This window comes from Pseudomonas sp. Cab53 (assembly GCF_018325965.1).
GTDB classification, from domain to species: domain Bacteria; phylum Pseudomonadota; class Gammaproteobacteria; order Pseudomonadales; family Pseudomonadaceae; genus Aquipseudomonas; species Aquipseudomonas chlororaphis_E.
The window spans coordinates 656,397-680,803 of sequence record NZ_AP021902.1 but is presented as its reverse complement, the minus strand read 5'-3'; the positions used below and the strand labels follow the sequence as shown (position 1 = coordinate 680,803).

At 62.7% G+C, this 24,407-nt stretch carries 23 protein-coding genes; 10 read left to right on the top strand and 13 right to left on the bottom strand.

Annotated elements, in window-relative coordinates:
- The first annotated feature begins 12 nt into the window (after nt 1–12).
- Nucleotides 13–1,713: an urease subunit alpha gene (gene ureC, locus KI241_RS02895; protein ID WP_042730007.1), complete on the top strand. Its 1,701-nt coding sequence runs from the start codon at nt 13–15 to the stop codon at nt 1,711–1,713.
- Nucleotides 1,714–1,862: 149 nt separating this feature from the next.
- Here ureC and KI241_RS02890 read toward each other — a convergent pair whose 3' ends face one another.
- Together KI241_RS02890 and KI241_RS02885 are read right to left on the bottom strand one after the other, a co-directional pair.
- The gene (locus KI241_RS02890; RefSeq protein WP_042731803.1) at nt 1,863–2,162 is read right to left on the bottom strand and encodes a chaperone modulator CbpM; all 300 of its coding nucleotides are present in this window, start codon (nt 2,160–2,162) and stop codon (nt 1,863–1,865) included.
- A gap of 107 nt (nt 2,163–2,269) precedes the next feature.
- A complete protein-coding gene (locus tag KI241_RS02885; protein WP_042731804.1) occupies nt 2,270–3,208 on the bottom strand; it encodes a DnaJ C-terminal domain-containing protein in 939 nt (312 codons plus the stop codon).
- A 295-nt stretch (nt 3,209–3,503) separates the two neighbouring features.
- Between KI241_RS02885 and KI241_RS02880 the strand changes: the two genes are divergently transcribed.
- Complete coding sequence (locus KI241_RS02880) at nt 3,504–4,769, top strand: Hsp70 family protein (RefSeq protein WP_042731805.1); 1,266 nt, start codon at nt 3,504–3,506, stop codon at nt 4,767–4,769.
- A 109-nt stretch (nt 4,770–4,878) separates the two neighbouring features.
- Here the strand turns inward: KI241_RS02880 and KI241_RS02875 are convergent, their stop codons facing one another.
- The 3 genes from KI241_RS02875 to KI241_RS02865 form a co-directional block, all read right to left on the bottom strand.
- The gene (locus tag KI241_RS02875) at nt 4,879–5,892 is read right to left on the bottom strand and encodes an AI-2E family transporter (protein ID WP_042731806.1); all 1,014 of its coding nucleotides are present in this window, start codon (nt 5,890–5,892) and stop codon (nt 4,879–4,881) included.
- 219 nt (nt 5,893–6,111) lie between these two features.
- On the bottom strand, nt 6,112–6,393 hold the full coding sequence (locus tag KI241_RS02870) for a PsiF family protein (protein ID WP_042731807.1): 282 nt from the start codon (nt 6,391–6,393) through the stop codon (nt 6,112–6,114).
- Nucleotides 6,394–6,458: 65 nt separating this feature from the next.
- Entirely contained in the window at nt 6,459–7,349 is an 891-nt protein-coding gene (locus KI241_RS02865; RefSeq protein WP_212803333.1) for a triacylglycerol lipase, read from the bottom strand.
- 190 nt (nt 7,350–7,539) lie between these two features.
- Here KI241_RS02865 and KI241_RS02860 point away from each other — a divergent pair, with 190 nt between their 5' ends.
- Nucleotides 7,540–8,070 (top strand): ferritin-like domain-containing protein, encoded by a 531-nt coding sequence (locus KI241_RS02860; RefSeq protein ID WP_042731809.1) that lies wholly within the window; start codon nt 7,540–7,542, stop codon nt 8,068–8,070.
- Nucleotides 8,071–8,199: 129 nt separating this feature from the next.
- Here the strand turns inward: KI241_RS02860 and KI241_RS02855 are convergent, their stop codons facing one another.
- Nucleotides 8,200–10,275: an AsmA family protein gene (locus tag KI241_RS02855; RefSeq protein WP_212803332.1), complete on the bottom strand. Its 2,076-nt coding sequence runs from the start codon at nt 10,273–10,275 to the stop codon at nt 8,200–8,202.
- A gap of 385 nt (nt 10,276–10,660) precedes the next feature.
- On the opposite strand from KI241_RS02855, the gene KI241_RS02850 reads away from it, so the two are divergent.
- The 7 genes from KI241_RS02850 to KI241_RS02820 all read left to right on the top strand — a co-directional run bounded on the left by KI241_RS02850 (nt 10,661) and on the right by KI241_RS02820 (nt 15,780).
- The gene (locus KI241_RS02850; protein ID WP_212803331.1) at nt 10,661–11,086 is read left to right on the top strand and encodes a hypothetical protein; all 426 of its coding nucleotides are present in this window, start codon (nt 10,661–10,663) and stop codon (nt 11,084–11,086) included.
- A 155-nt stretch (nt 11,087–11,241) separates the two neighbouring features.
- A complete protein-coding gene (locus KI241_RS02845; protein ID WP_042732582.1) occupies nt 11,242–11,874 on the top strand; it encodes a TetR family transcriptional regulator in 633 nt (210 codons plus the stop codon).
- A 270-nt stretch (nt 11,875–12,144) separates the two neighbouring features.
- Nucleotides 12,145–12,645, top strand: coding sequence for an urease accessory protein UreE (gene ureE, locus KI241_RS02840; RefSeq protein WP_212803330.1), 501 nt, complete (start codon nt 12,145–12,147; stop codon nt 12,643–12,645).
- Nucleotides 12,642–13,316, top strand: a complete 675-nt coding sequence (locus KI241_RS02835; RefSeq protein WP_042732584.1) for an urease accessory protein UreF — start codon at nt 12,642–12,644, stop codon at nt 13,314–13,316. The genes ureE and KI241_RS02835 overlap by 4 nt, the downstream gene beginning before the upstream one ends.
- A 9-nt stretch (nt 13,317–13,325) precedes the next feature.
- The gene (ureG, locus tag KI241_RS02830; RefSeq protein ID WP_042732585.1) at nt 13,326–13,940 is read left to right on the top strand and encodes an urease accessory protein UreG; all 615 of its coding nucleotides are present in this window, start codon (nt 13,326–13,328) and stop codon (nt 13,938–13,940) included.
- 31 nt (nt 13,941–13,971) lie between these two features.
- Nucleotides 13,972–14,544, top strand: coding sequence for a HupE/UreJ family protein (locus KI241_RS02825; protein ID WP_047736045.1), 573 nt, complete (start codon nt 13,972–13,974; stop codon nt 14,542–14,544).
- Between the two features lie 102 nt (nt 14,545–14,646).
- Nucleotides 14,647–15,780, top strand: coding sequence for an AGE family epimerase/isomerase (locus KI241_RS02820; RefSeq protein ID WP_042732587.1), 1,134 nt, complete (start codon nt 14,647–14,649; stop codon nt 15,778–15,780).
- A gap of 133 nt (nt 15,781–15,913) precedes the next feature.
- Here the strand turns inward: KI241_RS02820 and KI241_RS02815 are convergent, their stop codons facing one another.
- The 7 genes from KI241_RS02815 to KI241_RS02785 all read right to left on the bottom strand — a co-directional run bounded on the left by KI241_RS02815 (nt 15,914) and on the right by KI241_RS02785 (nt 24,300).
- Nucleotides 15,914–16,678 (bottom strand): SDR family oxidoreductase, encoded by a 765-nt coding sequence (locus KI241_RS02815; RefSeq protein ID WP_212803329.1) that lies wholly within the window; start codon nt 16,676–16,678, stop codon nt 15,914–15,916.
- Between the two features lie 855 nt (nt 16,679–17,533).
- Complete coding sequence (locus KI241_RS02810; protein WP_042732179.1) at nt 17,534–18,250, bottom strand: ABC transporter ATP-binding protein; 717 nt, start codon at nt 18,248–18,250, stop codon at nt 17,534–17,536.
- The gene (locus KI241_RS02805) at nt 18,247–19,119 is read right to left on the bottom strand and encodes an ATP-binding cassette domain-containing protein (RefSeq protein ID WP_042732180.1); all 873 of its coding nucleotides are present in this window, start codon (nt 19,117–19,119) and stop codon (nt 18,247–18,249) included. The genes KI241_RS02810 and KI241_RS02805 overlap by 4 nt, the downstream gene beginning before the upstream one ends.
- Nucleotides 19,116–20,396 carry a high-affinity branched-chain amino acid ABC transporter permease LivM gene (gene livM, locus KI241_RS02800; protein ID WP_042732181.1) on the bottom strand — a complete coding sequence of 427 codons (1,281 nt, stop codon included), beginning with the start codon at nt 20,394–20,396 and terminating at the stop codon, nt 19,116–19,118. The genes KI241_RS02805 and livM overlap by 4 nt, the downstream gene beginning before the upstream one ends.
- A gap of 2 nt (nt 20,397–20,398) precedes the next feature.
- Nucleotides 20,399–21,313, bottom strand: a complete 915-nt coding sequence (locus tag KI241_RS02795; RefSeq protein ID WP_042732182.1) for a branched-chain amino acid ABC transporter permease — start codon at nt 21,311–21,313, stop codon at nt 20,399–20,401.
- A gap of 180 nt (nt 21,314–21,493) precedes the next feature.
- Nucleotides 21,494–22,630 carry a branched-chain amino acid ABC transporter substrate-binding protein gene (locus tag KI241_RS02790; protein WP_047736046.1) on the bottom strand — a complete coding sequence of 379 codons (1,137 nt, stop codon included), beginning with the start codon at nt 22,628–22,630 and terminating at the stop codon, nt 21,494–21,496.
- Nucleotides 22,631–23,016: 386 nt separating this feature from the next.
- Nucleotides 23,017–24,300 (bottom strand): FAD-binding oxidoreductase, encoded by a 1,284-nt coding sequence (locus KI241_RS02785; RefSeq protein ID WP_123579452.1) that lies wholly within the window; start codon nt 24,298–24,300, stop codon nt 23,017–23,019.
- Between the last annotated feature and the right edge of the window lie 107 nt (nt 24,301–24,407).

The window sequence follows — 24,407 nt, the reverse complement described above, 5'->3', positions numbered from 1 at the left end:
AGGAACCATGAGATGAAAATAAGTCGTCAGGCATATGCTGACATGTTCGGCCCCACCGTCGGGGACAAGGTCCGCCTGGCCGACACCGAGCTGTGGATCGAAGTGGAGAAAGACTTCACCACCTACGGCGAAGAAGTGAAATTCGGCGGCGGCAAGGTGATTCGTGATGGCATGGGCCAGGGCCAGTTGTTGGCCGCCGATGTCGTGGACACGCTGATCACCAACGCCCTGATCATCGACCACTGGGGCATCGTCAAGGCCGATGTCGGCCTCAAGGACGGGCGCATCGCGGCCATCGGCAAGGCCGGCAACCCGGACATCCAGCCCGACGTGACCATCGCCATCGGCGCCAGCACCGAAGTGATCGCCGGCGAAGGCATGATCCTCACGGCCGGCGGCATCGACACCCACATCCATTTCATCTGCCCACAGCAGATCGAAGAGGCCCTGATGAGCGGCGTCACCACCATGATCGGTGGCGGCACGGGCCCGGCCACCGGGACCAACGCCACCACCTGCACGTCCGGGCCGTGGCATTTGGCGCGCATGCTCCAGGCTGCGGATGCCTTCCCCATGAACATCGGTTTGACCGGCAAGGGCAACGCCAGCCTGCCGGAGCCGTTGATCGAGCAGGTCAAGGCCGGCGCCATCGGCCTGAAGCTGCACGAAGACTGGGGCACCACGCCGGCGTCCATCGACAACTGCCTGAGCGTGGCCGACCAGTACGACGTACAAGTGGCGATCCACACCGACACCCTGAACGAATCGGGCTTCGTCGAAACCACCCTCGGTGCTTTCAAAGGCAGGACCATCCACACCTACCACACCGAAGGCGCTGGCGGCGGTCACGCGCCAGACATCATCAAGGCCTGCGGCTTTGCCAACGTGCTGCCCAGTTCCACCAACCCGACCCGGCCGTTCACCCGCAACACCATCGACGAACACCTGGACATGCTGATGGTCTGCCATCACCTGGACCCGAGCATCGCCGAAGACGTGGCGTTCGCCGAGAGCCGCATTCGCCGCGAGACCATCGCCGCCGAAGACATCCTCCACGACCTCGGCGCGTTCTCGATGATCAGTTCCGACAGCCAGGCCATGGGCCGCGTCGGCGAGGTCATCACCCGCACCTGGCAGACCGCCGACAAGATGAAGCGCCAACGCGGGGCCCTGCCCGGCGACGGTGAAGGCAACGACAACTTCCGTATCAAGCGCTACATCGCCAAGTACACCATCAACCCGGCGATCACCCATGGCATCAGCCATGAAGTGGGCTCCATCGAAGTGGGCAAGTGGGCCGACCTGGTGCTGTGGCGCCCGGCGTTCTTCGGTGTCAAACCGACGCTGATCCTCAAGGGCGGGGCGATCGCCGCCAGCCTGATGGGCGACGCCAACGCCTCGATCCCGACGCCGCAACCGGTGCACTACCGACCGATGTTCGCAAGCTTTGGCGGCTCGCGTCATGCCACCAGCCTGACCTTCCTCAGCCAGGCCGCCGTCGAGGCCGGGTTGCCGGAACAGCTCGGGCTGAAGAAGAAAATCGCCGTGGTCAAAGGCTGCCGCGACGTGCAGAAGACCGATCTGATCCACAACGACTACCTGCCGAACATCGACGTCGACCCGCAGACCTACCAGGTCAAGGCCGACGGCGTGCTGCTGTGGTGCGAGCCGGCGGACGTCCTGCCGATGGCGCAGCGGTATTTTCTGTTTTGACTTGAATGACTGAAGCACCATAACCCTGTGGCGAGGGGATTTATCCCCGTTCGGTTGCGCAGCGACCGCAAAAAATGGGGCTGCTACGCAGCCCAACGGGGATAAATCCCCTCGCCACAAGGTTTACACCTGGCTCAGGAATGTGTGCATCACTCCACCAACCGCCCCAACCGCTGCTTGAGCATGCGGTTTTCGTTGCGCAGCAGTTGCACTTCTTCCAGCAGGTCCAGCGCCAGGGCGACGCCTTCCCATTCCAGTTCCAACTCGCGCCGCAGCTTGGCCGCGCGCCGCGCCAGGACCAGTTCGTAGTCGGTGAAACGCCAGTCGGTCGGTGCCGCGCCGTGAGGTTCGAGGATGCCATGGGCGACGATTTCGATCACATGGACATCCGCCAACGCCGCGGCCTCGCAGAATTCCTTCAGGTTCAGTTCAATGATCGGGTTGTTCATGGTCTGCTTCTCCCAATGCTTCAACTGTCGAGTCTAGCCAGGCTTATGACAAATCTGACTGTGGCGAGGGCGTTTGCTCCCTCGGCACAGGTTTTATATTGAGCCGGTCAGAAATTCTCTCGCGGATCGAACGCGGCCTTTTTCGCCAGCTCCGCCCACAAGGCCTTGACCGCCTCGTCGCTGGCCTTGGGCATCACCGCCTTGAGCTGCACGAACAGGTAGCCGCGCTCGCCGGCCTTGTTGCGCAGGCCGTGGCCCTTGGCGCGCATGCGCTGGCCGTTCTGGCTGCCGGCCGGGACCTTGAGGTTGATCTTGCCGGTGAGGGTCGGGACCGCCACTTCGGTGCCCAGCGCCAGTTCCCACGGGGCCAGGGGCAAGGTGATGATCAAGTCCTGGCCCTCGACGTCGAACTTGGGGTGCGGGGCGAAGCGGATGGTCAGGTACAAATCGCCATTGGCACCGCCGCCGATGCCCGGCGCGCCCTGGCCCTTGAGGCGGATGCGCTCGCCGTCGGTCACCCCCAGCGGAATCTTCACGTTCAGGCTCTTGCTGGTGTTGCTCACGTGCTGGCCCGCCGCGTTGTATTGCGGCACCTGGTAGCTGACTTTCTTCGACTCGGTCGAGAGGGTTTCTTCCAGGAAGATCGGTAATTCCAATTCCACGTCTTGTCCCCGACGGCCGGCGCTGCGACCTGATTGTCCGCCACCGAAACCTGATCCGCGATTACCGAAGATCGAACTGAAGAAGTCCGAGAAATCGCCGGTGTCCTGGCCACCGAAGCCGCCACGGCTCTGCCAGCCTGGCGGGCCCTGGAACGGCTGGCCGTGCTGGCCATAGCGGCGCAGGTCGTCGTATTCCGCGCGCTTGTCGGCGCTTTTCAGCGCTTCATAGGCTTCGGAAACGTCCTTGAACTTGGTCTCGGCGTCCTTTTCCTTGCTCACATCCGGGTGGTACTTGCGCGCCAGCTTGCGGTAGGCGGCCTTGATCGTGGCATCGTCCGCCGTCGGCTCCACACCCAGGATCTTGTAATAGTCTTTGAAGTCCATCTAAGCATCACCATCCGTTATCGATGTCGCACCGCCACGCACAGCCTGCCCGAATGACCGGGCAGCGGATTGACCGATCTCAAGATTGGGACCGGGCGGCGCATCAGAAGTTTATCGGCAGCCGGTGGCGGTTCTTGTACTCGCCCTGTGGCTGCCAGGCCCATGCCAGCAAGTTTGGGGGGATTGCGCGGTCTTTCAAGGCCAGCGTTTGCAAATTAGCGGATAACCGGCCTTCGAATCCGGGCCGCACTGGCATACACTGCGCGGCCGTTTTTTTAGCTGGAACCGCAAAGACATGAAAAACGCATCCCCGGCCCGTGCCTGCGGTATCGACTTCGGCACGTCCAACTCCACCGTCGGCTGGCTGCGCCCCGGCATGGAAACGTTGATCGCGCTGGAGGACGGCAAGATCACCCTGCCGTCGGTGGTCTTTTTCAATCTTGAGGAACGTCGGCCCGTGTATGGCCGCCTGGCCCTGCACGAGTACCTGGAAGGCTACGAAGGCCGGCTGATGCGCTCGCTCAAGAGCCTGCTGGGTTCCAAGCTGATCAAGCACGACACCAGCGTGCTGGGCACGGCCATGCCATTCAAGGACCTGCTGGGGCTGTTCATCGGCCAACTGAAGCAACGCGCCGAAGCCGCCGCGGGTCGGGAATTCGAAGAAGTGGTGCTGGGCCGTCCGGTGTTTTTCGTCGATGACGATGAACTGGCCGACCAGGAAGCCGAGAACACCCTGGCGGACGTCGCGCGGGCGATTGGTTTCAAGGAGGTGTCGTTCCAGTACGAGCCCATCGCGGCCGCCTTCGACTATGAATCGACCATCGCGAAAGAAGAACTGGTGCTGATCGTCGATATCGGCGGCGGTACCTCGGACTTCTCCCTGGTGCGCCTGTCACCGCAGCGGCGTAACCACGACAACCGTCATGCCGACATCCTCGCCACCGGCGGCGTGCACATCGGCGGGACCGACTTCGACAAGCAGTTGAGCTTGCAGGGCCTGATGCCGCTGTTCGGCTACGGCAGCCGGATGAAAAGCGGTGCCTACATGCCCACCAGCCACCACATGAACCTGGCGACCTGGCACACCATCAACGCGGTGTACGCGCAGAAATCCACACTCGCCCTGAACAGCATGCGCTACGACATCGAGGACACCGGCGGCATCGACCGGCTGTTCAAGTTGATCGAACAGCGCGCCGGGCACTGGCTGGCCATGGAAGTCGAGGAAACCAAGATCCAGCTGACCCACACCGACCAACGCCATGTGGCCCTTGACCGGATCGAGCCGGGCCTGAGCGTGGACCTGAGCCGGGCACTGTTCGAATCAGCCATCGACGGGCTGTTGGAGCGGGTGCGCGCCAGCGTCACGCAGCTGCTCGGCGATGCCAACGTCGGCGTCGAGCAGGTCGACACGGTGTTCTTTACCGGCGGCTCCAGCGGCATTCCGGCGCTGCGCAACAGCGTCTCGGCGATGCTGCCCCAGGCCAAGCATGTCGAAGGCAACATCTTCGGCAGCATTGGCAGTGGGTTGGCGATCGAGGCGATGAAGCGTTACGGCTAAAGCCAGTTGCAAGCTTCGAGCTTCAAGCTCCAAGTAACAGCAGTAATGCGGCACGACTGGCTTTTACTTGCAGCTTGCAGCTTGCAGCTTGCAGCTCGTAACTCCTGTCCTAGACCATCCCGATCTGCTTCAACTCGCTCTTGAGGTACGCATAGTAGATCGGCCCCGCCACCACCCCCGGCAGGCCGAACGCGGCTTCGAACACCAGCATCGCCATGAGCAATTCCCAGGACTTGGCGCTGATCTGCCCGCCCACGATCCGGGCGTTGAGAAAGTATTCGAGCTTGTGGATCACGATCAGGTAACCCAGCGCCGCCACGGCGACCCAGATCGACAGCGACAGGCCGACGATGGTGATCAGGGTGTTGGACATCAGGTTGCCGATGACCGGCAGCAGCCCCAGCAGGAAGGTCATCACGATCAGGGTCTTGGTCAGCGGCAGCTTGATGCCGAACAGCGGCAGTACCACCGCCAGGAAGATCCCGGTGAAGAAGGTGTTGAGCAGGGAAATCTTGATCTGGGCGAAAACGATGTTGCGAAACGCCTTGACCAGCAGGTTCAGGCGATCGAACAACGCCGCCGCCAGGGGTTTGCGCTTGGTCAGGTCGGGGATGCGCTGTAAGGCGACGATGGCCCCCAGCACCATGCCGATCAGCAACGTCACGAACATGTGGGCCGCGTCCTTGCCCACCAGCTGCAGCTCGCTCAGGTGCTTGCTCATCCACGCGCCGATCGCTACTCGGAACTCGGCGGCGCTGGCCGGCAGGTAGGCGTCGATGAACGGCGGCAACTGCCCGCGGGCGCGGTCGACCACCGCCATGAACTTGTCCAGGGAGGCGCCCGGGTTTTCCGCTTCATGGAGCAGGAAACTGATGGCCCCGGCGAAAATCAACGTCAGCACGCTGACCACCAGCGTGCCCAGCAACGCCACCGCCAGCCAGCGGGCACGCCGACCCTCGATCAGCCGTTGCAACTGCGGGGTGAGCATGTTGACGAGCTCGAACACCAGCAACCCGGCCAGCAGGCTCGGCAACAGGCGCAGCGGCAGCACCAGCAACAACCCACCGAAGATGATCACCCAACTGATCACCAACAACACATGACGCTGAGAAAACGTTGGCATACAGCCTCAAAGCAAACGGCGTGAAAGGATTGGCAGTCTGCCAGCCTTCCGCCGACAGCACTAGGCATTGTATCGGCCGATTCGGGTCGAGGTTCAGGGGATTTTTTGCTGCGTCTTCGATGGCCCATCGCGAGCAGGCTCGCTCCCCACAATGGGCCACACAACGCAAACCTGCCGGGGAGCGAACCTGCTCGCGAAGAGGCCCCGCAGGCCCCGCGCCTATTTTTTCTTCAGGCAGTCACTCATGAATGCCTTGCGGGCATCGCCCTTCAGGGCCTGGGTGGTGGCCGTGGCGTTGCAGGTTTTCATGCGCTCCTGCGGGGTGCTCGAGTCGGCCTTCAGGCAGGTGCTCATGAACGCCTTGCGCTCGTCACCCTTGAGCGCCTTGGCGCTGGCGTCGGCGTTGCAGGTGGTCATCTTGTTCTGCTGCGCCGTCGCGGCGAAGCCCTGGGAGCACAGCAGCAAACCGATCATCAACAAAGGAACACGCAGCATTTTCATGACGTCTTCTCCTGAATGCCGCACAAGCGTGACGGCGATGCATCCAGTGTAGACAACCCGGGCCGCTAGACACCGGCCGCTTTCAAGCGCTCGGCATGCTCGACGAACAGGCGGATCGGCTCGGCGCCCTTGCCGACCAGCCCCAGCGACTGGTTGACGATGTCGAAGTGGTCCAGCGGGTAGTCATCGCGGATCACCGTGCCCAGGTGCGAACTGTAGCGCCCGACCATGCCGTCGCATTGACCGGCCTCGCGCACGAAGGTGCGGGCGAACAGGCGACAACTGCGGTGGGTACCATCGACCAGGTTGCGCCCCTTGTCGGTCTTGCCCGGTTGCAAGGTGCCCGACCAGGAGTAATAGCGCACCCCGTTGACCTCTTCAGGGCCGTGCCCGCCCCAGGTTGGCGGCAGCCCTTGTGGATAACGCTGGTTGAACAGGGCCACGCCCGCCGTCGTGAGGGAGGCATGGGACGCGTCAATGTCCACCGGCAGCCTGGGTCCGTGGTAGGCGGTTTCCAGCAGGCTCATCAGGGCGTTGACCAGCCGCAGCAGCGCACTGAGCACACGGCCCCTGGCGCTGTCGGCGGGGTAATGCCGTTGCAGGTAATCGGCCAGTTCCGAGCCATGGTTGGCGCCGGCCACCGACGTGACCGAGGCCACCAGGTCCGGGCGCTTGGCGGCGGCGTAGCGGGCCGTGAGGCTGCCCTGACTGTGGCCGATCAGATTGACCTTCTGCGCACCGGTCTGGCGCAGGATTTCATCGATTCGCGCCAGCAGTTGCTCGCCACGCACCTCGGATGAATGCAGCGGCGACACCTTCACCGCGACGACCACGGCCCCTTCGCGGCGCAACGCCGAGACAATCCCGTACCAGTACGGGTACAGCACCAGCCGAATGAACCCGAGCATGCCCGGGACCAGTACCAACGGGTAACGAGTGGCGCAGCGTTGCGACATGGGCGGACATCCTTGTGCTCAGCGATGGAGGGGAAGGTCAGTCTATGCGTGCTTCATGACGCATCACCGTGATTGTAGGCGTTGGCACATTTCATAAAACTTTTTGCCCCGCTCATCACTCCCAAGCCTGTAAGCGATCACGCCCCGAGAGCGTGACGCTCCCAACCGGATCAGCCTCCAGGAGAACGAGATGAGCGACATGCACTTATCCGATGTAACCACCCTGCGCGAACGTGCACGGCAGAACGTAGAGAACGGCGCCGTGACCGAGGGCTACAGCGCCGATCGCCAGCAAGTCATCCGCCTGCTCAACGAGGCGCTGGCCACGGAACTGGTGTGCGTGCTGCGTTACAAGCGCCACTACTACATGGCCACCGGCCTCAAGGCGAGCCTGGCAGCCAGCGAATTCCTCGAACACGCCAACCAGGAAGCCGAACACGCCGACAAGCTGGCCGAACGCATCGTGCAATTGGGCGGCGAACCGGAGTTCAACCCCGACCTGTTGAGCCGCAATTCCCACGCCCAATATGTGGCGGGCAACACCCTCAAGGAGATGGTGTACGAGGACCTGGTGGCCGAGCGCATCGCCATCGACAGCTATCGCGAGATCATCCAGTACATCGGTGAAAAAGACCCTACCACCCGGCGCATCTTCGAAGACATCCTGGCCCAGGAAGAGGAGCACGCCGACGACATGGCCGATATCCTGGCCGATCTGTAAGCCTTACCGGCCCCTTCGCGGGCAAGCCCGCTCCCACATTCGAGCGCATTCCTTCTGAATGAACTCGGTCAACTGTGGGAGCGGGCTTGCCCGCGAAGACGCCCTAGGCCCCACCACAAAAGCCACGGGTTAGCGCGTTGGCTTCACCGTCACCGGCGCCTTGCCCGCCTTCATCTGCTCCAGCAACGGCGCACACTGGTTCGGCTCACCACCGCTGGGAGCCACCAGCGCCAGCAGGCCGGCGGCCGGAGCCGCGATCACGCCCAACGCCACCATCCCGGCACCACGCAACATCAGTGGCACCGCCTTGACGCCGGCCGAAGGCTTGGCGAAAGGGCCGCGCACATACAACGGCGAGCGCAGGGAAATCAGCCGCCAGCCCTTGGACTCCGGCGAAATGGTCAGGTCCAGTTGCTCGGTGGCCATGTTCGCCGTGCCATCGATGTAGATGATCGCGTTCTCGGTGTCGAACACGAACAGGCGGGTGGTCGCCAGGCCGGTCTTGATGTCGAAATCCGCCGCCGCGCAGTTGATCTTCACTTCCTTGTCGCCAAAGATTTTCCCCACCACGTAGTTACCGACGTTCAATCCCGCCAGCTCCATCAACTCGCGACTGATGGCGCCATCGTTGATGAGCATTTTCAGCGTGCCGTTGGCGGTGCCCAGCAACGCCGCCACCGAATTGCCGCGACCGCTGATATCGGCGTCGCCGTTCAACTCGCCGAAGCTGGTTTTCATTGGCTCGAAACCGGGGAACAACTGCTTGAGCTTGAAGCCTCGTGCGGTCAACTTCGCCTGGCCTTCAAGAGGTTGGGTGTGGCCATTGAGACGGATCTGGGCATCGAGTCGACCACCCGCCACGCCGAAGCGCAGCGGTTCGAGGCTCAACTGGCCGTCGTTGAGCACCAGGTGGGTGTAGAGGTCGGTGAACGGCAACTGCGCGCTGTGGACAATGCGTTTACCCGTGAACTCCACGTCGGCGTCCATCGCGCTCCAGCGCTCGGTGCGGAATTCTTCCACCGGCAAGACCTTGTCGGCCGGCTGTTTGCTGGCGCCTCCCCGGGCCTTTTGCTCGGCGTTGGAGTCGGCACCGATCAGCGGCGCCAGGTCGCTGAACAGCAGCTGGTTGGACACCAGCGCGCCGCTGAGCTTGGGCCGTGGCTGGCCGGCGACGTAGGCGAGGTTGCCATGGATGTCGCTGTCGCCGATCTTGCCGTTGAAGTCTTCGTAGCGAAACAGCGGCCCGCCCGGCTCGTGGAGCTTGGCAATCAGGCGACCGTCGGTGGCGTAGGGCGGTGAATCCGGCAGGGTCACGCCGGTCAGTGGATAGAGATGGGCAAGGCTTTTACCGGCCAGTTTCAATCGCAGATCGAGTGCCCCCAGGTTCATCGGGTCAGTCAGCGTGCCGGCCAGCTCGACGCGGGTATCGGCGATCCTGGCCTGGGCCTGCAACGGGAAAGGTCGCGCGGCATCCTGCAACGCCAGCAGGCCGCCGACCTTGCCGGAACCACTGAGCGCCTGCCCGTGATAGTGCCCGTCGACCTTGAAGGCAAACGCGTAGTCCTGCGGCACTGCCCCCTGGTCCTGGGCTTTCCTGGCGGCCTTGTCGCCGACGATCTCGCTGAACGGGATGGGCTTGCCCAACGGATCGATCAACACGTCGAGGCGGGTCTTGAGCGTCTGGTCGTCGAGGGTGACGTGGCCCTTGTCGAAGCCGATGGCGCCGATGTCCACCGCCCAGTTGGACGGCTCGGCGTCCGGGTCCTTCGGGTCGAACTGGAACGTCCAGTTGGCGCGCCCATCGGCCAGGCGCTGCAGGCTGGCATTGGGCTCCGTCAGGTCGATACGCGGAATCACCACCCGCCGGCCCAGCAGCGCCAAGGGTGAAATACGCAATTCCACGCGCTTGAGCGTGGCCATCCGCGGGGTTTTCGACCAGTCCGGGTTACCCAGGCTCAAATCCTCGGCCACCACATGGGGCCACGGCAGCCAGGCGCGCCAGCCGCCTTCCTCCGGCTCACGCTGCCAGACCACCGCCAGGTTGCCGTTGACGGCGAACGGGCGATGCAGTTCCTCGGACACCTTGGCGTTGAGCGTGGGTTTGATCCGGTTCCAATCGAAGAACACGATCACCAGCACCAACACGGCCAGCAGGACGACAAGGCTGGCAATACTCCAGGCAAGGATTTTCGAGGTGCGCGTCATGCACGGGGCTCCTGATACAAGTCGGCGTCCGAACGGTGGCGCCTGAAAAAAAGACCAACCTTAGCCTGTTCGTTATAAAAGGTCAGACTGGCAAAACAGCCAACAGGTTTAACACCGCTGCCTCGGTCGGCCTAAAAAAACCTCGAATTGCTGACCGATCCGTCAGCAAACTGTTACCGCACCCGCCCATTCGTGACGCAGCGATGGGTACAAAATACCCACTGCGGTGCAAAACCGCACCCTGGAAACGCCCGTCCTAGAGCCCTCGCCCAGAACAATCAATTCCGTTGATTATTACCATTGCGTTTATGAACTTTTATATCGACTTATCGAGAGTAGCATTGCCCTCGTACCCACTTTATCGCCCTCCCAAGGAGCAATGATCATGAAACGCCAATTACTGATGAGCTTGTCCCTTTCACTGCTGGCCTCGACTGCTTTTGCACTGCCAGCCTCCGAACAGGCCACTCCGCAAGTCAAGGACAGCCACTCGGTCTATAGCCAGACAGTCGCTGAAGGTGGCCGGGATCGCCTGGAAGAAAAAGGCCTGGTCCAGGACGGTGGCGACCGCACTCCACAAGGTCAGTCCCTGGCAGCCGATGGTTCCGATCGCACTCCACTGGGTGAAAGCCTGGCAGCCGACGGTTCCGACCGCACCCCACTGGGTGAAAGCCTCGCAGCCGATGGCTCCGACCGCACTCCACTGGGTGAAAGCCTGGCAGCCGACGGTTCCGACCGCACCCCACTGGGTGAAGCCCTCGCTTCCGACGGCGGTGACCGTGTGATCGAACGCAACGGCTCCGTGAGCTAAGCCCATGGCGGCCTTGAAAAAAGCCCGATTCCTGCAATCGGGCTTTTGATTTTCAAAGCCCTCGTTTCCCCGCGTTAACCCCTTCTATCGTTCGACGTCGGCAAAGCCGATTTGCTAGAGTGCGTCGCTCCCATGACTCGGAAGTCAGTCCTGCGATGCTGCCCCGCGCCGAACAGAAACAACAGACCCGAATTGCCCTGATGGACGCTGCCCGTCACCTGATGGAGTGCGGCCGGGGATTTGGCAGCCTGAGCCTGCGGGAAGTCGCCAGGACGGCAGGCATCGTGCCCACCGGCTTCTACCGGCACTTCGACGACATGGACCAACTGGGCCTGGCACTGGTCTGCGAAGTCGGCCAGACCTTCCGCGAAACCATTCGCCTGGTGCGCCACAACGAGTTCGTCATGGGCGGCATCATCGACGCGTCGGTGCGAATCTTCCTCGACGTGGTACAAGCCAACCGCTCGCAGTTCCTGTTCCTCGCCCGCGAGCAATATGGCGGCTCCCTGCCCGTGCGCCAGGCCATCGCACGGCTGCGCGAGGACATCAGTTCCGACCTTGCCGCCGACCTGGTGCTCATGCCCAAGCTGCAACACCTGAACACCGCCGCGCTGAGCGTGATGGCCGACCTCATCGTCAAGAGCGTGTTCGCCACCCTGCCGGACATCATCGACCCACCCGTCGAAGCACCACCCGAACACCTCACGCCCCAGGCCAAGATCACCCAGCAATTGCGGTTCATCTTCATCGGCCTCAAGCACTGGCAAGGCTTGGGCAGCACCGAGTAATCCCCATTGTGAGAGCGGGCTTGCTCGCGAAGGCGGTGGTTCAGCTACATGGACGTCGACTGACACGCCGCCTTCGCGAGCAAGCCCGCTCCCACAGGTTTGCCGCTCGCCACAAAATAGTGCGCCCCACTCATGACGCGCACCAATCCGGAACAAAACATCGCCCACGGTAAAGCGTTAGCCCAACGCCCCCGGCTATTTCCTACACCCTCTTCGATTGGCAAGCCCCTTGCTCTAAACACCACATCGCTCATTGCTGGAAGCACACCGATGCTGGTGATTCATCGCAGAATCGACCCTCAACCCCACTGGGACGCCGAGCTGCACCTGACCTATGACGCCCGCAGCAAAAGCCGCCTGCGCTGTTTCAGTGCCGAGGGCGAAGACGTGGGGTTGTTTCTGGAGCGCGGCCAGCCGCCGTTGTACGACGGTGAATGCCTGCAGGCCGAAGACGGGCGCATCGTGCGCGTCTGCGCCCGCCCCGAACAATTGCTGCACGTGACCTGCGCCAACGCCTTTGAACTGACCCGCGCCGCCTATCACCTGGGTAACCGCCATGTCGCACTGCAAGTGGGCGACGGCTGGTTGCGCCTGCTGGACGACTACGTACTCAAGGCGATGCTCGAACAACTGGGCGCCAGCGCCGAAGCCATTGAAGCACCGTTCCAGCCGGAACATGGCGCCTATGGCGGCGGCCATCACCACTCCCGGCATGGCGAAGAAGCGTTCAACTATGCGCCGCGCCTGCATCAGTTCGGCGTGCGCACATGAACCCGGCCTGGGCGCTGCTGCGCCTGGCCAGCCCGCAGTTGCCCATTGGTGGCTACAGCTATTCCCAGGGTCTGGAGATGGCGGTGGATAACGGCCAGGTCGACACGCCCGACGCCGCGCGGCGCTGGATCAGCGACCAATTGCTGCTCAATCTGGCCCGCTTCGAAGCGCCGTTGCTGCTGGCCCACTGCACCGCGGCGGCCGCCGACGACTGGGAGGCCTTGCAGCACCACAGCGGCCAACACCGCGCCAGCCGGGAAACCCGTGAGCTGTATCAAGAGAGCCGGCAGATGGGCTACTCGCTGCAGCAGTTGCTCAACGGCTTGCCGGAACTCGATGACGCCGCGCGGCAATTTCTCGACGCCCACAGTGAACCGCACCTGGCCCTGTGCTGGGCGCTGGCGGCCCGCGCCTGGCACATCGCGCCCCAGGATGCGCTCGCCGCGTGGCTGTGGAGCTGGCTGGAGAACCAACTGGCGGTGCTGATGAAAACCCTGCCGCTGGGCCAGCAAGCCGCCCAGCGCCTGACCAGCGAACTGCTGCCGCTGCTGCAACAGGCCCAGCACACCGCTTCAAGCATCGACCCCGATCACCACGGCAGCGCCGCGTTTGGCCTGTCCCTGGCGTGCATGGCCCATGAGCGCCAGTACAGCCGTCTGTTCCGTTCCTAGGAGACACACATGAATACACAACCTTTGCGCGTCGGCATCGGCGGCCCGGTGGGCTCCGGCAAGACCGCCCTGACCCTGGCCCTGTGCCTGGCGCTGCGCGAGCGCTACAACCTGGCGGTGGTCACCAACGACATCTACACCCGCGAAGACGCCGATTTCCTGGTGCGCAACGAAGCCCTGGCGCCGGAGCGGATCATCGGCGTGGAAACCGGCGGCTGCCCGCACACGGCAATTCGCGAAGACGCCTCGATCAACCTGGAGGCGGTGGACCAGTTGAACCGGCGTTTTCCGGGCCTGGACCTGATCCTGGTGGAATCGGGCGGCGACAACCTCTCGGCGACCTTCAGCCCGGAGCTGTCGGACCTGACCATCTACGTGATCGACGTCTCGGCCGGGGACAAGCTGCCGCGCAAGGGCGGGCCGGGCATCTGCAAATCCGACCTGCTGGTGATCAACAAGATCGACCTGGCGCCGCTGGTGGGCGCATCCCTGGAGATGATGGACAGCGACACTCGGCGGATGCGCAACGGCAACCCCTTTGTGTTCAGCAACCAGAAAACCGGCCAGGGCCTGGACGAAATCATCGCATTCATCGAACGCCAAGGCCTGCTGACCGCCGCCTGATTCTTCGACTTTTCAACAAGGAAGCCGCTTCATGACATTCAAACGCATCCTCGCCACCCTTGCCCTGCTGCTGGCGCCAGCGCTGGCCTTCGCCCACCCCGGCCATGGCGACAATGGCCTGATCGCCGGCCTCGGCCACCCCATTGGCGGCCTCGACCATCTGCTGGCCATGCTGGCGGTCGGTTTGTGGGCGGCCCAACAACAGGGCGCGGCACGCTGGGCACTGCCCTGCACGTTCGTCGGCACGATGCTGATCGGCGGCTTGCTGGGTTTTGAAGGGCTGGAACTGCCGGCCATGGAAAGTGGAATCGCCGCCTCGGTACTGGCCCTCGGGCTGGCGGTGGCCTTGGCAGTGCGCCCACCCCTGAGCCTGGCGATGGCGGCAACGGCGCTGTTTGCGTTGTTCCATGGCGTGGCCCATGGACTGGAGCTGCCAGACATGTCGAGCCCTTGGGCCTACGCGGCAGGGTTCGTCGCAGCCACGGCGGTACTGCATGGCGCCGGTTTCGCGGTGGTGCGTGTATTGCCACGGGCAGCAGCGCCACTGGTGCGGCTGGCCGGAGCCGCTTCGGCGGGGACTGGGGTCTGGCTACTGGCAGGTTGACTGGCTTGCCCGCGAAGGGGCCCTTGAAGGCACTGCATCGCTCGCCCCTGCCACTCTGCTACCATGTCGCGCAATCGCCCCCAGCCGTGACGACGCTCGCCAATGCCTGATGCTTCCCGCCCCGCCCTGCCGCCTGAATTGATCACCCTGTTCGCCACGGTGCGCCGGCATTTTCACGAGGTGATCGTGCCCATGTGGCAAGGCCCGGGCTGGAACAGCGAACTGGCATTGCCTTATGAATCCCTGGACGCCCACCATGTGCCACTGCCGCCCCAGCGCTACCGCGCCATGGCCTGTGCACGCCAGTTGTACGTGTTTGCCAGCCTGATTGGCGAAGTGCCCCAGGCCGAGGAACGGGCCAGCGCGCTGTTTCGTTCGCTGCAGCGGCACTTCCACGATGCCGAGCACGGCGGCTGGTTCTACAGCATCGACCCGCAAGGGGCGCCGCTGGACACCGGCAAGGATCTCTACACCCACGCCTTTATCCTGTTCGCCTGCGCCCACTACTGGGACAAGGTGCGCGAGCCACTGGTGGAGTCGGTGCTCAACGCCGCCCTGGAGGTCATCGCCCGACGCTTTGCCACCGGCGACGGCCTCTACGAAGCCAGCCTCGGGCGCGACTGGTCAACCCTGGAATCGGGCCCGCTGCAAAATCCATTGATGCACTTGGCCGAAGCGTTTCTTGCCACCCTTTCGGTTCGCGAAGACGCCCACGTGCAGCAAGCGTTGTCGAGCCTGTGCGACGGGATGCTCAAGCGCTTCATCGAACCGACGCTGGGCGTGATGATGGAGAAACCGCTCAAGTCTGTGGATAACTGGTTCGAGCCAGGGCACCAGTTCGAATGGTATTACTTACTCGCATCGTCGCCCTTGTTGCGTGACGGCAAGCTGCGCAAGGCCCTTGAACGAAGCTTCGAATACAGCGAGCAACGTGGCGTAGACCGAAAGTCCGGCGCGGTTTGCGCGATGCTGAGCCTAGAGCCGCATGCCGCCCCGCGGGACGCGACCCAGCGCATCTGGGCCCAGGCCGAATACCTGCGCGCACTGACCTTACGTGCGGACGGTCAGCAGGCTTTGCTGCCGCAGCTAAAGGCCCTGCAGCAACACTTCCTGCATGCCAAGGGCTGGAACGAATGCCTGGATGCCGATGGCATCGTCAGCCGGCGGGACATGCCGTCCACCACGCCCTATCACCTCATGACCTGCTATCTCGGGTTGGCCGACTGCCTGGCGTAATGCGTTTGTGGCAAGGGAGCTTGCTCCCGCTCGGCTGCGAAGCAGTCGCAAAATCCTGGGCCTGCTTCGCAGTCCAGCGGGAGCAAGCTCCCTCGCCACAGGTTTCCATCAACCGCCCCCCCCAACTCAGCGGTCAGGCCTTGTTGCGCTCGATGGCAAACCCGGCCCAGGTCTGGCTCACCGGCATCAACTCCAGGCTGTTGATGTTGATGTGCGCCGGCGTGTTGAGCACCCAGTAAATCGTTTCGGCGATATCCTGCGGCTGGATCGGATCGGCCCCGGCGTAGGTGGCGTTATAGCGGTCCTGGTCACCACCGAAGCGCACCAGCGAGAACTCGCTTTCGCACAGGCCCGGCTCGATATTGCTCACCCGCACGCCCGTGCCTTGCAAGTCGCAACGCAGGTTCAGGGAAAACTGTTTGACGAACGCCTTGCTCGCGCCGTACACGTGGCTGCCCGGGTACGGGTAGTTACCGGCGATGGAGCCCAGGTTGATGATTCCGGCGCCACGGCCATGGGCGATCAGGCGCGGCAGCAGCATGCGAGTGCTGTAGAGCAGCCCTTTGACGTTGGTGTCGACCATGGTGTCCCAGTCATCGAGGTCGCACTTGGGGGCCGGGTCGACGCCCAGGGCCAGGCCGGCGTTGTTGATCAGCCCGCGCAGCGTGGCGAACGACGGCGGCAGGTTGGCGATGGCTTCCTCCATGGCCTTGCGGTCTCGTACGTCGAGCACCAGGCCGTGGACCTCGGTCTGCTTCGACAACTCGGCGCAGAGGGCATTGAGGCGTTCTTCACGACGACCGGTCAGCACCAGTTTCCAACCGGCCTCGGCAAAACGACGGGCGCAGGCTTCACCAAAACCGGACGTCGCGCCGGTGATAAACAGGGTGTTGGACATCGTGTTCTCCTTGCTTGGGCTTGAACCGCTCATTGAAATGAAAATCGGCCCACAGCATGCCCGCCCGACATGGCAGGGGCAAGGCTTGTGAAACCCCGTCGACTGCCCCCAACATTGATCATAAAACAACCAACTGGCGCCAAGCCTCGCGGAATAAGGGCTACAGCCGGTTGCCCGCACCTTATCCACAGGCACGTCCACAGTAACCGGGGGCAACTGCACAAGCGCCAGGCCGCTGTGCACAAGGCTTTGCGGGGTGTTTGGAAATTTTTTTCGCTTGACCCCGCAACAACGGTTGTGCAGTTCAGGATCTCTGCTATAAGCCAGCGGCCAACTAGGCGATGGCTCCAAGCCAGTAACTACGGCCCTTCGCGCGGTCTTTCCAGAGTTTAGTCACAGACTTATCCACAGGCTTGCCCAGCGTTTTGCGCAGCCTCGCCCAAGCGCATAAAAGTGTTGACAACTGCCACCGCCGCGCCATCAAAAACACCTGATCGAAAAATGACCACCGCTCTGCAGGCCCCGTAATCAAAGGCTTTCAGCCAGCTACTCCCACGTTACCCACAGCCAGTTCCACAGCAAACGGGGACAAGTCAAAAGTGTGACAAAACAACTGTTTGCGGCGACTTTATGTCGCGGTTTGGCAAGGGTTCAGAATGGTTTTCCACAATTGTGAAAAACATACAAAGCCTCCTGTGGGAGCGAGCTTGCTCGCGATAGCCTTGGTTCAATCAACATCGATGTCGGCTGACCTGCCGCCATCGCGAGCACGCTCGCTCCCACAAGTTGGGTGGTGGTTTGGAGGGATAAAAAAACCGGCGATCTCTCGCCGGTTTTTCCATTACAGCAGCCGCTTCAATGCCCGCCCAGGTACGCGTTGCGCACCTCTTCGTTGGCGAGCAGTTCCTTGCCGGTGCCGGTCAGGCGGATTTCACCGTTGACCATCACGTAGGCCCGGTCCGACAGCTTGAGGGCGTGATTGGCGTTCTGCTCCACCAGGAAGATGGTCATCCCCGTGGACGCCAGCTCCCGCAGGGTGGAGAAGATCTGCTTCACCACGATCGGCGCCAGACCCAGGCTCGGCTCGTCGAGCAGCAACAACTTCGGCCGGCTCATCAGTGCCCGGGCGATGGCGAGCATCTGCTGCTCGCCACCGGACATCGTCATGGCCCGCTGGTTGCGCCGCTCCTTGAGCCGCGGGAACAGCTCGAACATGCGCTGCATGTCTTCGCTGGCGTACTTGTCACCGATGGGAATGGTGCCCATCAGCAGGTTTTCCTCGACGGTCATGTCGGGGAACACCCGGCGCCCCTCCGGCGACTGCGCAATGCCGTTGGACGCGATGTAGTGGGACGACTTGTGGGTAATGTCCACGCCCTGGTAGATGATCTGCCCGCCGGCCGCGCGCGGCTGGCCGAAGATCGACATCAACAGCGTGGACTTGCCGGCACCGTTGGAGCCGATCAGGCTCACGGTCTCGCCTTCGCCAATGTGCATCGAGACTTTCTTCAGGGCCTGGATCGGCCCGTAGAACACGTCCAGTTCCTTGAGTTCGAGGATCGGTGTACTCATACCAATTCCTCTTCATCGGCGCCCAGGTAGGCCGCGATCACCTTCGGATCGTTGCGAATCGCCTCCGGACCGCCCTCGGCGATGACGTTGCCGTGGTCCAGCACCACGATGTGGTCGGAAATGCTCATTACCATGCCCATGTCGTGTTCGATCAGCACCACGGTCAGATCATGCTCGTCGCGCAGCAGCCGGATCATCGCGCTCAGCGCTTCGGTTTCCTGAGGGTTGAGGCCGGCCGCCGGCTCGTCCAGGCAGATGATCTGCGGACGAGTGCACATGGCCCGGGCAATTTCCAGGCGCCGTTGCTGGCCGTAGGAAAGCTCGCCCGCCAGGCGGTTGGCGCAATCCACCAGGTCCACCACTTCCAACCAGTAGAAGGCGTGGTCCAGGGCATCGCTTTCAGCCTTGCGGTAGCCCTTGGTGTTGAGGATGCCGGCCAACAGGCTGCGGTTGACCCACATGTGCTGGGCCACCAGCAGGTTTTCCAGCACCGACATTTCCTTGAACAAGCGGATGTTCTGGAACGTCCGGGCCAGGCCGGCGCGGTTCACCAGGTGGGTCCCGCCGAACATCTTGTAGTACAGCCGGCTGGCGAAGGATTTCGGCGACACGAAGTCGGTCGGCCGGAAGGCCTCGCCCAACAGCTTGATGACGTTGGTCCGCTCGCCACGCACGTTGAGCTCGATCCTGCCGCCCGAAGCTTTGTAGAAGCCGGTCAGGCAGTTGAACACCGTGGTCTTGCCCGCGCCGTTGGGGCCGATCAGGGCGAAGATCGAGTTGCGCTTGACCTGCAGGCTGACGTCGCTGAGGGCCTTGATGCCACCGAACTGCATCATCAGGTTTTCTACGGAAAGTACGACTTCGCTCATGGCGCTACCCCCTTGCGCGGCGTCACACCGGTACGGCTGATACGAATCAGGCCGCGAGGTCGCCAGATCATCATCAACACCATCAACACGCCGAACAGCAGCACCCGGTACTCGGAGAAACTGCGCAGCAACTCCGGCGCCACGGTGAGCACGAACGCCGCGATCACCACGCCCACGGTCGAACCCATGCCACCGAGCACCACGATCGCCAGGATCAGCGCCGACTCGAAGAAGGTGAATGACGAAGGGTTGACGAACCCCTGGTAGCTGGCGAAGAACACCCCGGCCAGGCCGGCCGTGGAGGCGCCAATGGTGAACGCCGAGAGCTTGACCAGCACGTGGTTCAGGCCCATGGAGCGGCAGGCGATTTCATCTTCGCGCAGGGCTTCCCAGGCACGCCCGACCGGCATACGGGTCAGGCGATGCTTGATGTAGAGCACCAGCATCACGACGATGAACAGCACGATGTAGATGAACAGGAATTTCAGGTTCGGGTTGTAATCGATACCGAAGAACTCATGGAACGGCACCCCGCCGTCCTTCGCCCTTCGCCCGAACTCCAGGCCGAAGAACGTCGGCGACGGCACTGGCATGCCGTTGGGCCCGCCCGTGAACGACAACCAGTTGTTGAGCACCAGCCGGATGATCTCGCCGAAGCCCAGGGTCACGATCGCCAGGTAGTCACCGTGCATTCGCAACACCGGGAACCCCAATATGCAGCCGGCCATCGCCGCCGCAATCGCCGCCAGGGGCAGCACCGTCCAGAAACCCAGGCCCAAGTACTGGTAACCCAGCGCCAGGCCATAGGCGCCGATGGCGTAGAACGCCACGTAGCCCAGGTCGAGCAGCCCCGCCAGGCCGACCACGATGTTCAGGCCCAGGCCCAGTAGCACGTAGATCAACCCGAGGATGACCACCGTGAGCACGTATTTGTTGGCGAAGAACGGAAACACGATGGCGATCACGATCAGTGCCGGGATGATCCAGCGCAGGCGCGACTTGTAGTCCGGTGGCAGGACGTGCACGCCGGAGCCGGAGCTTTCGAAACCCTGGAGCACCTTCAGGCCCCGAGGCGTTTGCAGGAACAGGCTCAAGGCAAAGCGCCCGATCATCACGATCGCCACCAGCCAGCCGACGCGGGCCGGTTGCAGGTTGAAGCTGTAGCCGTCGAGCACCACGCCGACAATCGGCCCGAACACGATCAGCGAGATCAGCCCGGCCAGGATCGCGTCGATGACGCTCTGTTTGATATCAATCGGTTTATTGGCAGCAGACATACTTATACCTTCGCCACGAGTGGGCGACCCAACAGGCCTTGGGGACGGAAAATCAGAATCAGCACCAGCAGCGAGAAACTGAACACGTCTTTGTAGTCAGAGTTGATCAGACCGGAGAACAGCGACTCGGAGATCCCGAGGATGATTCCGCCGAGCATCGCCCCAGGCAGGGAGCCAATGCCGCCGAGCACCGCCGCGGTGAACGCCTTGATGCCGATGATGAAGCCGGCATAGAAGTCGAACGTGCCGTAGTTCATGGTGATCAGCACGCCGGCCAGGGCCGCCATGGCGGCACCGATGATGAACACGTAGGAAATCACCCGGTCGGTGTTGATCCCCAGGATCGAGGCCATCTTGCGGTCTTGCTGGGTGGCGCGGCACATGCGCCCCAGCTTGGTGTACTTGATGATGTAGGTCAGCAGGGCCATCCCGGCAAACGCCGCCACCAGGATGAAGATCTTAGTGTAGGTCAGTTGCACGAAACCACTGCCGATGTCGACGCGCATGGCGCCTTCGAGCAGTGTCGGCACGCCCTGCTGGCGGGCGCCCTGGCTGATCTGGGCGTAATTCTGCAGGATCAGCGAGATACCGATGGCACTGATCAGCGGTGCCAGGCGGGTGGAGTTGCGCAGGGGTTTGTAGGCGACGCGTTCGATGACCCAGCCGTAGACCCCGGTGACCACGACTGTGAATACCAGGGTGCCGAGGATCATCAGCGGGAAGGATTCGATACCGAAGTAAGCCAGCAGAGCCAGACTGATTGCCGCGAGGTAAGCGGAAATCATGTAAACCTCGCCGTGGGCGAAGTTGATCATGCCGATGATGCCGTAGACCATTGTGTAGCCGATGGCGATCAGACCATAGACCGACCCGAGGGTCAGGCCGTTGATCAGTTGCTGCAGGAAAATACCATCCATAACGCGATCTCACGCATTTGAAAGGCTGCACGCACAACGCGGCGACGGACCGGGGTTCAGCCGCCGACGCGGCACGATGTGTGCGCAGCTTTCGAGAGAAAAGACAGGTGGGTCTTAGCCCGGGAAGGACGATCGTGGTGAGGGAGCAAGCTCCCTCGCCACAAGCCGTTATCCCTTCAATTATTTCTGTTTTTCCAACTGATGGTATTTGCCGTCCTTGTCCCACTGGTAGACCACGTAGTCGGAGACCTTCAGGTCACCCTTGGCGTCCCACTCTTTCTTGCCCATGACGGTCTGCACCGGATTGGCCTTGAGCCACTTGGCCGCGTCCTCGCCCTTGTTGGACTTGGCACCGTTGAAACCGGCGGCCAGCGCCTGGACCGACGCGTAGGCGTACAGGGTGTAGCCTTCAGGCTCGACGCCCTGGGCCCGGAAAGCGTCCACCACGGCCTTGCTGTCTGGCAGCAGGCGCGGATCGGCGCCGAAGGTCATGTACACGCCATCGACGTATTGCGCGCCGCCGGCGGTGGTGACCAGTTCGTCGGTGACGATGCCATCGTCGGACATGAATTTCACGTCCTTGAGGCCTTGTTCACGCAGTTGGCGAACCAGCGGGCCGGCTTCCGGGTGCAGGCCACCGAAGTAGACCACGTCGGCACCGGCCGCCCGGATCTTGGTGACCACGGCGCTGAAGTCTTTCTCGCCACGGGTCAGGCCTTCATACAGCACGGCCTTCACGCCACGCTTCTCCAGCTGTGCCTTGGTGGCATCCGCCAGGCCCTGGCCGTAGGTGTCCTTGTCGTGCAGCACGACGACTTTCTTGCCCTTGAGCACGTCGACGATGTAGTCGCCGGCCACGATGCCCTGCTGGTCGTCACGCCCGCACATGCGGAACATCGCGCTCAGGCCGCGCTCGGTCACTGCCGGGTTGGTCGAGCCTGGGGTGATGGCGATGACACCCGCCTCGTCATAGACCTCGGAGGCCGGGATGGTGTTGGACGAGCAGAAGTGCCCGACCACGCCAATCACCTTGTCCTGGTCCACCAGGCGGTTGGCCACGGCCACGGCCTGCTTGGGTTCGCAGGCGTCGTCGCCGGCGACCAGGACGATTTTCTCACCGTTGACGCCACCGGCCTTGTTGATGACATCAGCGGCCGCCTGGGCACCTTTCATGTATTGCTCGCCGAAGGCCGCATTGGCCCCCGTCATTGGCCCCGCCACACCGAATTTCACATCAGCCTGCGCAAACGCGGACACACCCAGCGCAGCTGCCACTGCGAGGGCCAGGAAGCCTTTCTTGTAAAACGTCTGGGACATGAGGTGGTGCTCCAAGGTTTTTTTTAGTTGGCACTGCGACTTCATTTCACTGCGACTTCATTTCACTGAGAAGCTCAGAGCAAGGGCCGTGCCATCGGTTTTTTATTCTGAAAAAAGTCGCTGCTTTATTGTTATTTCGACTGTTTCGGGCCCTTTTTCATAGGGCGTGCAACCGTCTAAACCGCACAAGGTGCAACCTTGCATTTATGTGGGTGAAACCCTCCATGAGCCATCATTGCAACCATCGTACGAAACGACGTGCAACCACGCTGTAACATCCTGCGTCACCGAACTGCACACTGGCGGTGCGCAACTGCTACAACCCGCACCATAACAGGCTAGCCGCTGCGCCGGAAAACGCGGCGCGCGGTAACATTTTTCTACACTCAGATGACGATCCGCAGGCACTGGCCCGCGTGATACAGCGAAAAACCCGCCTCGTACAGGCAACTGCGCAACCCCACGCCGGCCAGCGGCTGCATGGGCGCGAAGGGGATCGGCAGCGCCTTCGCGTCGCCCTGGCAAAGGTAGTCGGCGAAGGCCTTGCCGACCACCGTCCCGGTGGTCACCCCGCGCCCGTTGTAGCCCGTCACGGCCACCAGCCCAGGAGCCGGCTCGAACAGGCGCATCAGGTGATCCGGGGTAAAGGCAATGCACCCGGTCCAGGTGCATTCCCACTCCACGGGCTTGAGATAGGGAAAATAGTGGCGCTGTACCCGGTCGGCCCACGCCTTGAGGAACCAGGTCGGCTTGCGGTTGCCATTGCCCAGGCTGCCGAGCAACAAGCGACCGTCCTTGTCCCGGCGAATGCTGCTCAAGACCTGGCGGGTGTCCCACGAACCCTGTCCGCCCGGCAGGATGCGCCGGGCCGCGTCGTCGGTCAGCGGGACCGAGGCGACCTGGTAGTAATAGCCTGGGAAAAAGTTGCGCCGCAGCTCGGTCCAGTCGCCTTCGGTGTAGGCGTTGGACGCGATCACCACCTGCTCGGCCAGCACCGAGCCCTGGGCCGTTTGCACCGACCAGCGCTGGCCTTGGCGCTCCAGGCGGGTGACCGGGGAGTGATCGAACAACTGCCCGCCAAGGTCCCTGGCCGTCTTGGCCAGGCCGCTGGCGTAAGCCATGGGGTTGAGCGTGCCGGCGCGTCGGTCGAGCAAGGCGGCGGCGATTTTCGAGGTGCCCGTGGCCTCGACGCAGGCTTGCCCGGTGAGCAGCTCCACTGGGGCGCCACGGCGCTTCCATTGGGCTTCGCGACTGCGCAGGTCAGCCTCGCCCCGGGCGTTATGGGCCATGTGCAGGGTGCCTTCGCGGCGCAACTGGCAGTCGATGTTGTATTTGTCGACGAGGCTGAACACCAGGGCTGGCGCGGCCCCCAGCATGCGATTGAGCTGGCTGCCCACCGCTTCGCCGAACCCGGCCTCGATCTCGTCCGGCGGGATCCACAGGCCGGCGTTCACCAGCCCGACGTTGCGCCCCGAGCCTCCATGCCCGGCCCGATGGGCCTCCAGCAACGCAACGCGCTTGCCCTGCTCCAGCAAATGCACGGCTGCCGACAGCCCGGTGAAGCCGGCGCCGATCACGCAGACATCGGCTGTAATCTCCCCGGTGAGCGAAGTATTTTCAGGCCTTTGCGGCGTCAGTTTTTCCCACAGACATTCTTCGCGTAACGGCATTGCCAGACTCCGAAAAACCCAACCATCACACTATTCAGCGTGGGAGCGAGCTTGCTCGCGATAGCGGCGGCACATTCAACGACTATGTGACTGACACACCGCTATCG

What these genes read in the sequence shown, in the direction of transcription:
- KI241_RS02820 (WP_042732587.1), top strand. Translation starts at nt 14,647, where the DNA reads ATGCCTGATGCTTCCCGCCCCGCCCTGCCGCCTGAATTGATCACCCTG.
- KI241_RS02850 (WP_212803331.1), top strand. Translation starts at nt 10,661, where the DNA reads ATGAAACGCCAATTACTGATGAGCTTGTCCCTTTCACTGCTGGCCTCG.
- KI241_RS02825 (WP_047736045.1), top strand. Translation starts at nt 13,972, where the DNA reads ATGACATTCAAACGCATCCTCGCCACCCTTGCCCTGCTGCTGGCGCCA.
- ureC (WP_042730007.1), top strand. Translation starts at nt 13, where the DNA reads ATGAAAATAAGTCGTCAGGCATATGCTGACATGTTCGGCCCCACCGTC.
- KI241_RS02845 (WP_042732582.1), top strand. Translation starts at nt 11,242, where the DNA reads ATGCTGCCCCGCGCCGAACAGAAACAACAGACCCGAATTGCCCTGATG.
- ureE (WP_212803330.1), top strand. Translation starts at nt 12,145, where the DNA reads ATGCTGGTGATTCATCGCAGAATCGACCCTCAACCCCACTGGGACGCC.
- livM (WP_042732181.1), bottom strand. Translation starts at nt 20,396, where the DNA reads ATGTCTGCTGCCAATAAACCGATTGATATCAAACAGAGCGTCATCGAC.
- KI241_RS02835 (WP_042732584.1), top strand. Translation starts at nt 12,642, where the DNA reads ATGAACCCGGCCTGGGCGCTGCTGCGCCTGGCCAGCCCGCAGTTGCCC.
- KI241_RS02890 (WP_042731803.1), bottom strand. Translation starts at nt 2,162, where the DNA reads ATGAACAACCCGATCATTGAACTGAACCTGAAGGAATTCTGCGAGGCC.
- KI241_RS02855 (WP_212803332.1), bottom strand. Translation starts at nt 10,275, where the DNA reads ATGACGCGCACCTCGAAAATCCTTGCCTGGAGTATTGCCAGCCTTGTC.
- KI241_RS02790 (WP_047736046.1), bottom strand. Translation starts at nt 22,630, where the DNA reads ATGTCCCAGACGTTTTACAAGAAAGGCTTCCTGGCCCTCGCAGTGGCA.
- KI241_RS02880 (WP_042731805.1), top strand. Translation starts at nt 3,504, where the DNA reads ATGAAAAACGCATCCCCGGCCCGTGCCTGCGGTATCGACTTCGGCACG.
- ureG (WP_042732585.1), top strand. Translation starts at nt 13,326, where the DNA reads ATGAATACACAACCTTTGCGCGTCGGCATCGGCGGCCCGGTGGGCTCC.
- KI241_RS02870 (WP_042731807.1), bottom strand. Translation starts at nt 6,393, where the DNA reads ATGAAAATGCTGCGTGTTCCTTTGTTGATGATCGGTTTGCTGCTGTGC.
- KI241_RS02885 (WP_042731804.1), bottom strand. Translation starts at nt 3,208, where the DNA reads ATGGACTTCAAAGACTATTACAAGATCCTGGGTGTGGAGCCGACGGCG.
- KI241_RS02805 (WP_042732180.1), bottom strand. Translation starts at nt 19,119, where the DNA reads ATGAGCGAAGTCGTACTTTCCGTAGAAAACCTGATGATGCAGTTCGGT.
- KI241_RS02810 (WP_042732179.1), bottom strand. Translation starts at nt 18,250, where the DNA reads ATGAGTACACCGATCCTCGAACTCAAGGAACTGGACGTGTTCTACGGG.
- KI241_RS02795 (WP_042732182.1), bottom strand. Translation starts at nt 21,313, where the DNA reads ATGGATGGTATTTTCCTGCAGCAACTGATCAACGGCCTGACCCTCGGG.
- KI241_RS02875 (WP_042731806.1), bottom strand. Translation starts at nt 5,892, where the DNA reads ATGCCAACGTTTTCTCAGCGTCATGTGTTGTTGGTGATCAGTTGGGTG.
- KI241_RS02860 (WP_042731809.1), top strand. Translation starts at nt 7,540, where the DNA reads ATGAGCGACATGCACTTATCCGATGTAACCACCCTGCGCGAACGTGCA.
- KI241_RS02865 (WP_212803333.1), bottom strand. Translation starts at nt 7,349, where the DNA reads ATGTCGCAACGCTGCGCCACTCGTTACCCGTTGGTACTGGTCCCGGGC.
- KI241_RS02785 (WP_123579452.1), bottom strand. Translation starts at nt 24,300, where the DNA reads ATGCCGTTACGCGAAGAATGTCTGTGGGAAAAACTGACGCCGCAAAGG.
- KI241_RS02815 (WP_212803329.1), bottom strand. Translation starts at nt 16,678, where the DNA reads ATGTCCAACACCCTGTTTATCACCGGCGCGACGTCCGGTTTTGGTGAA.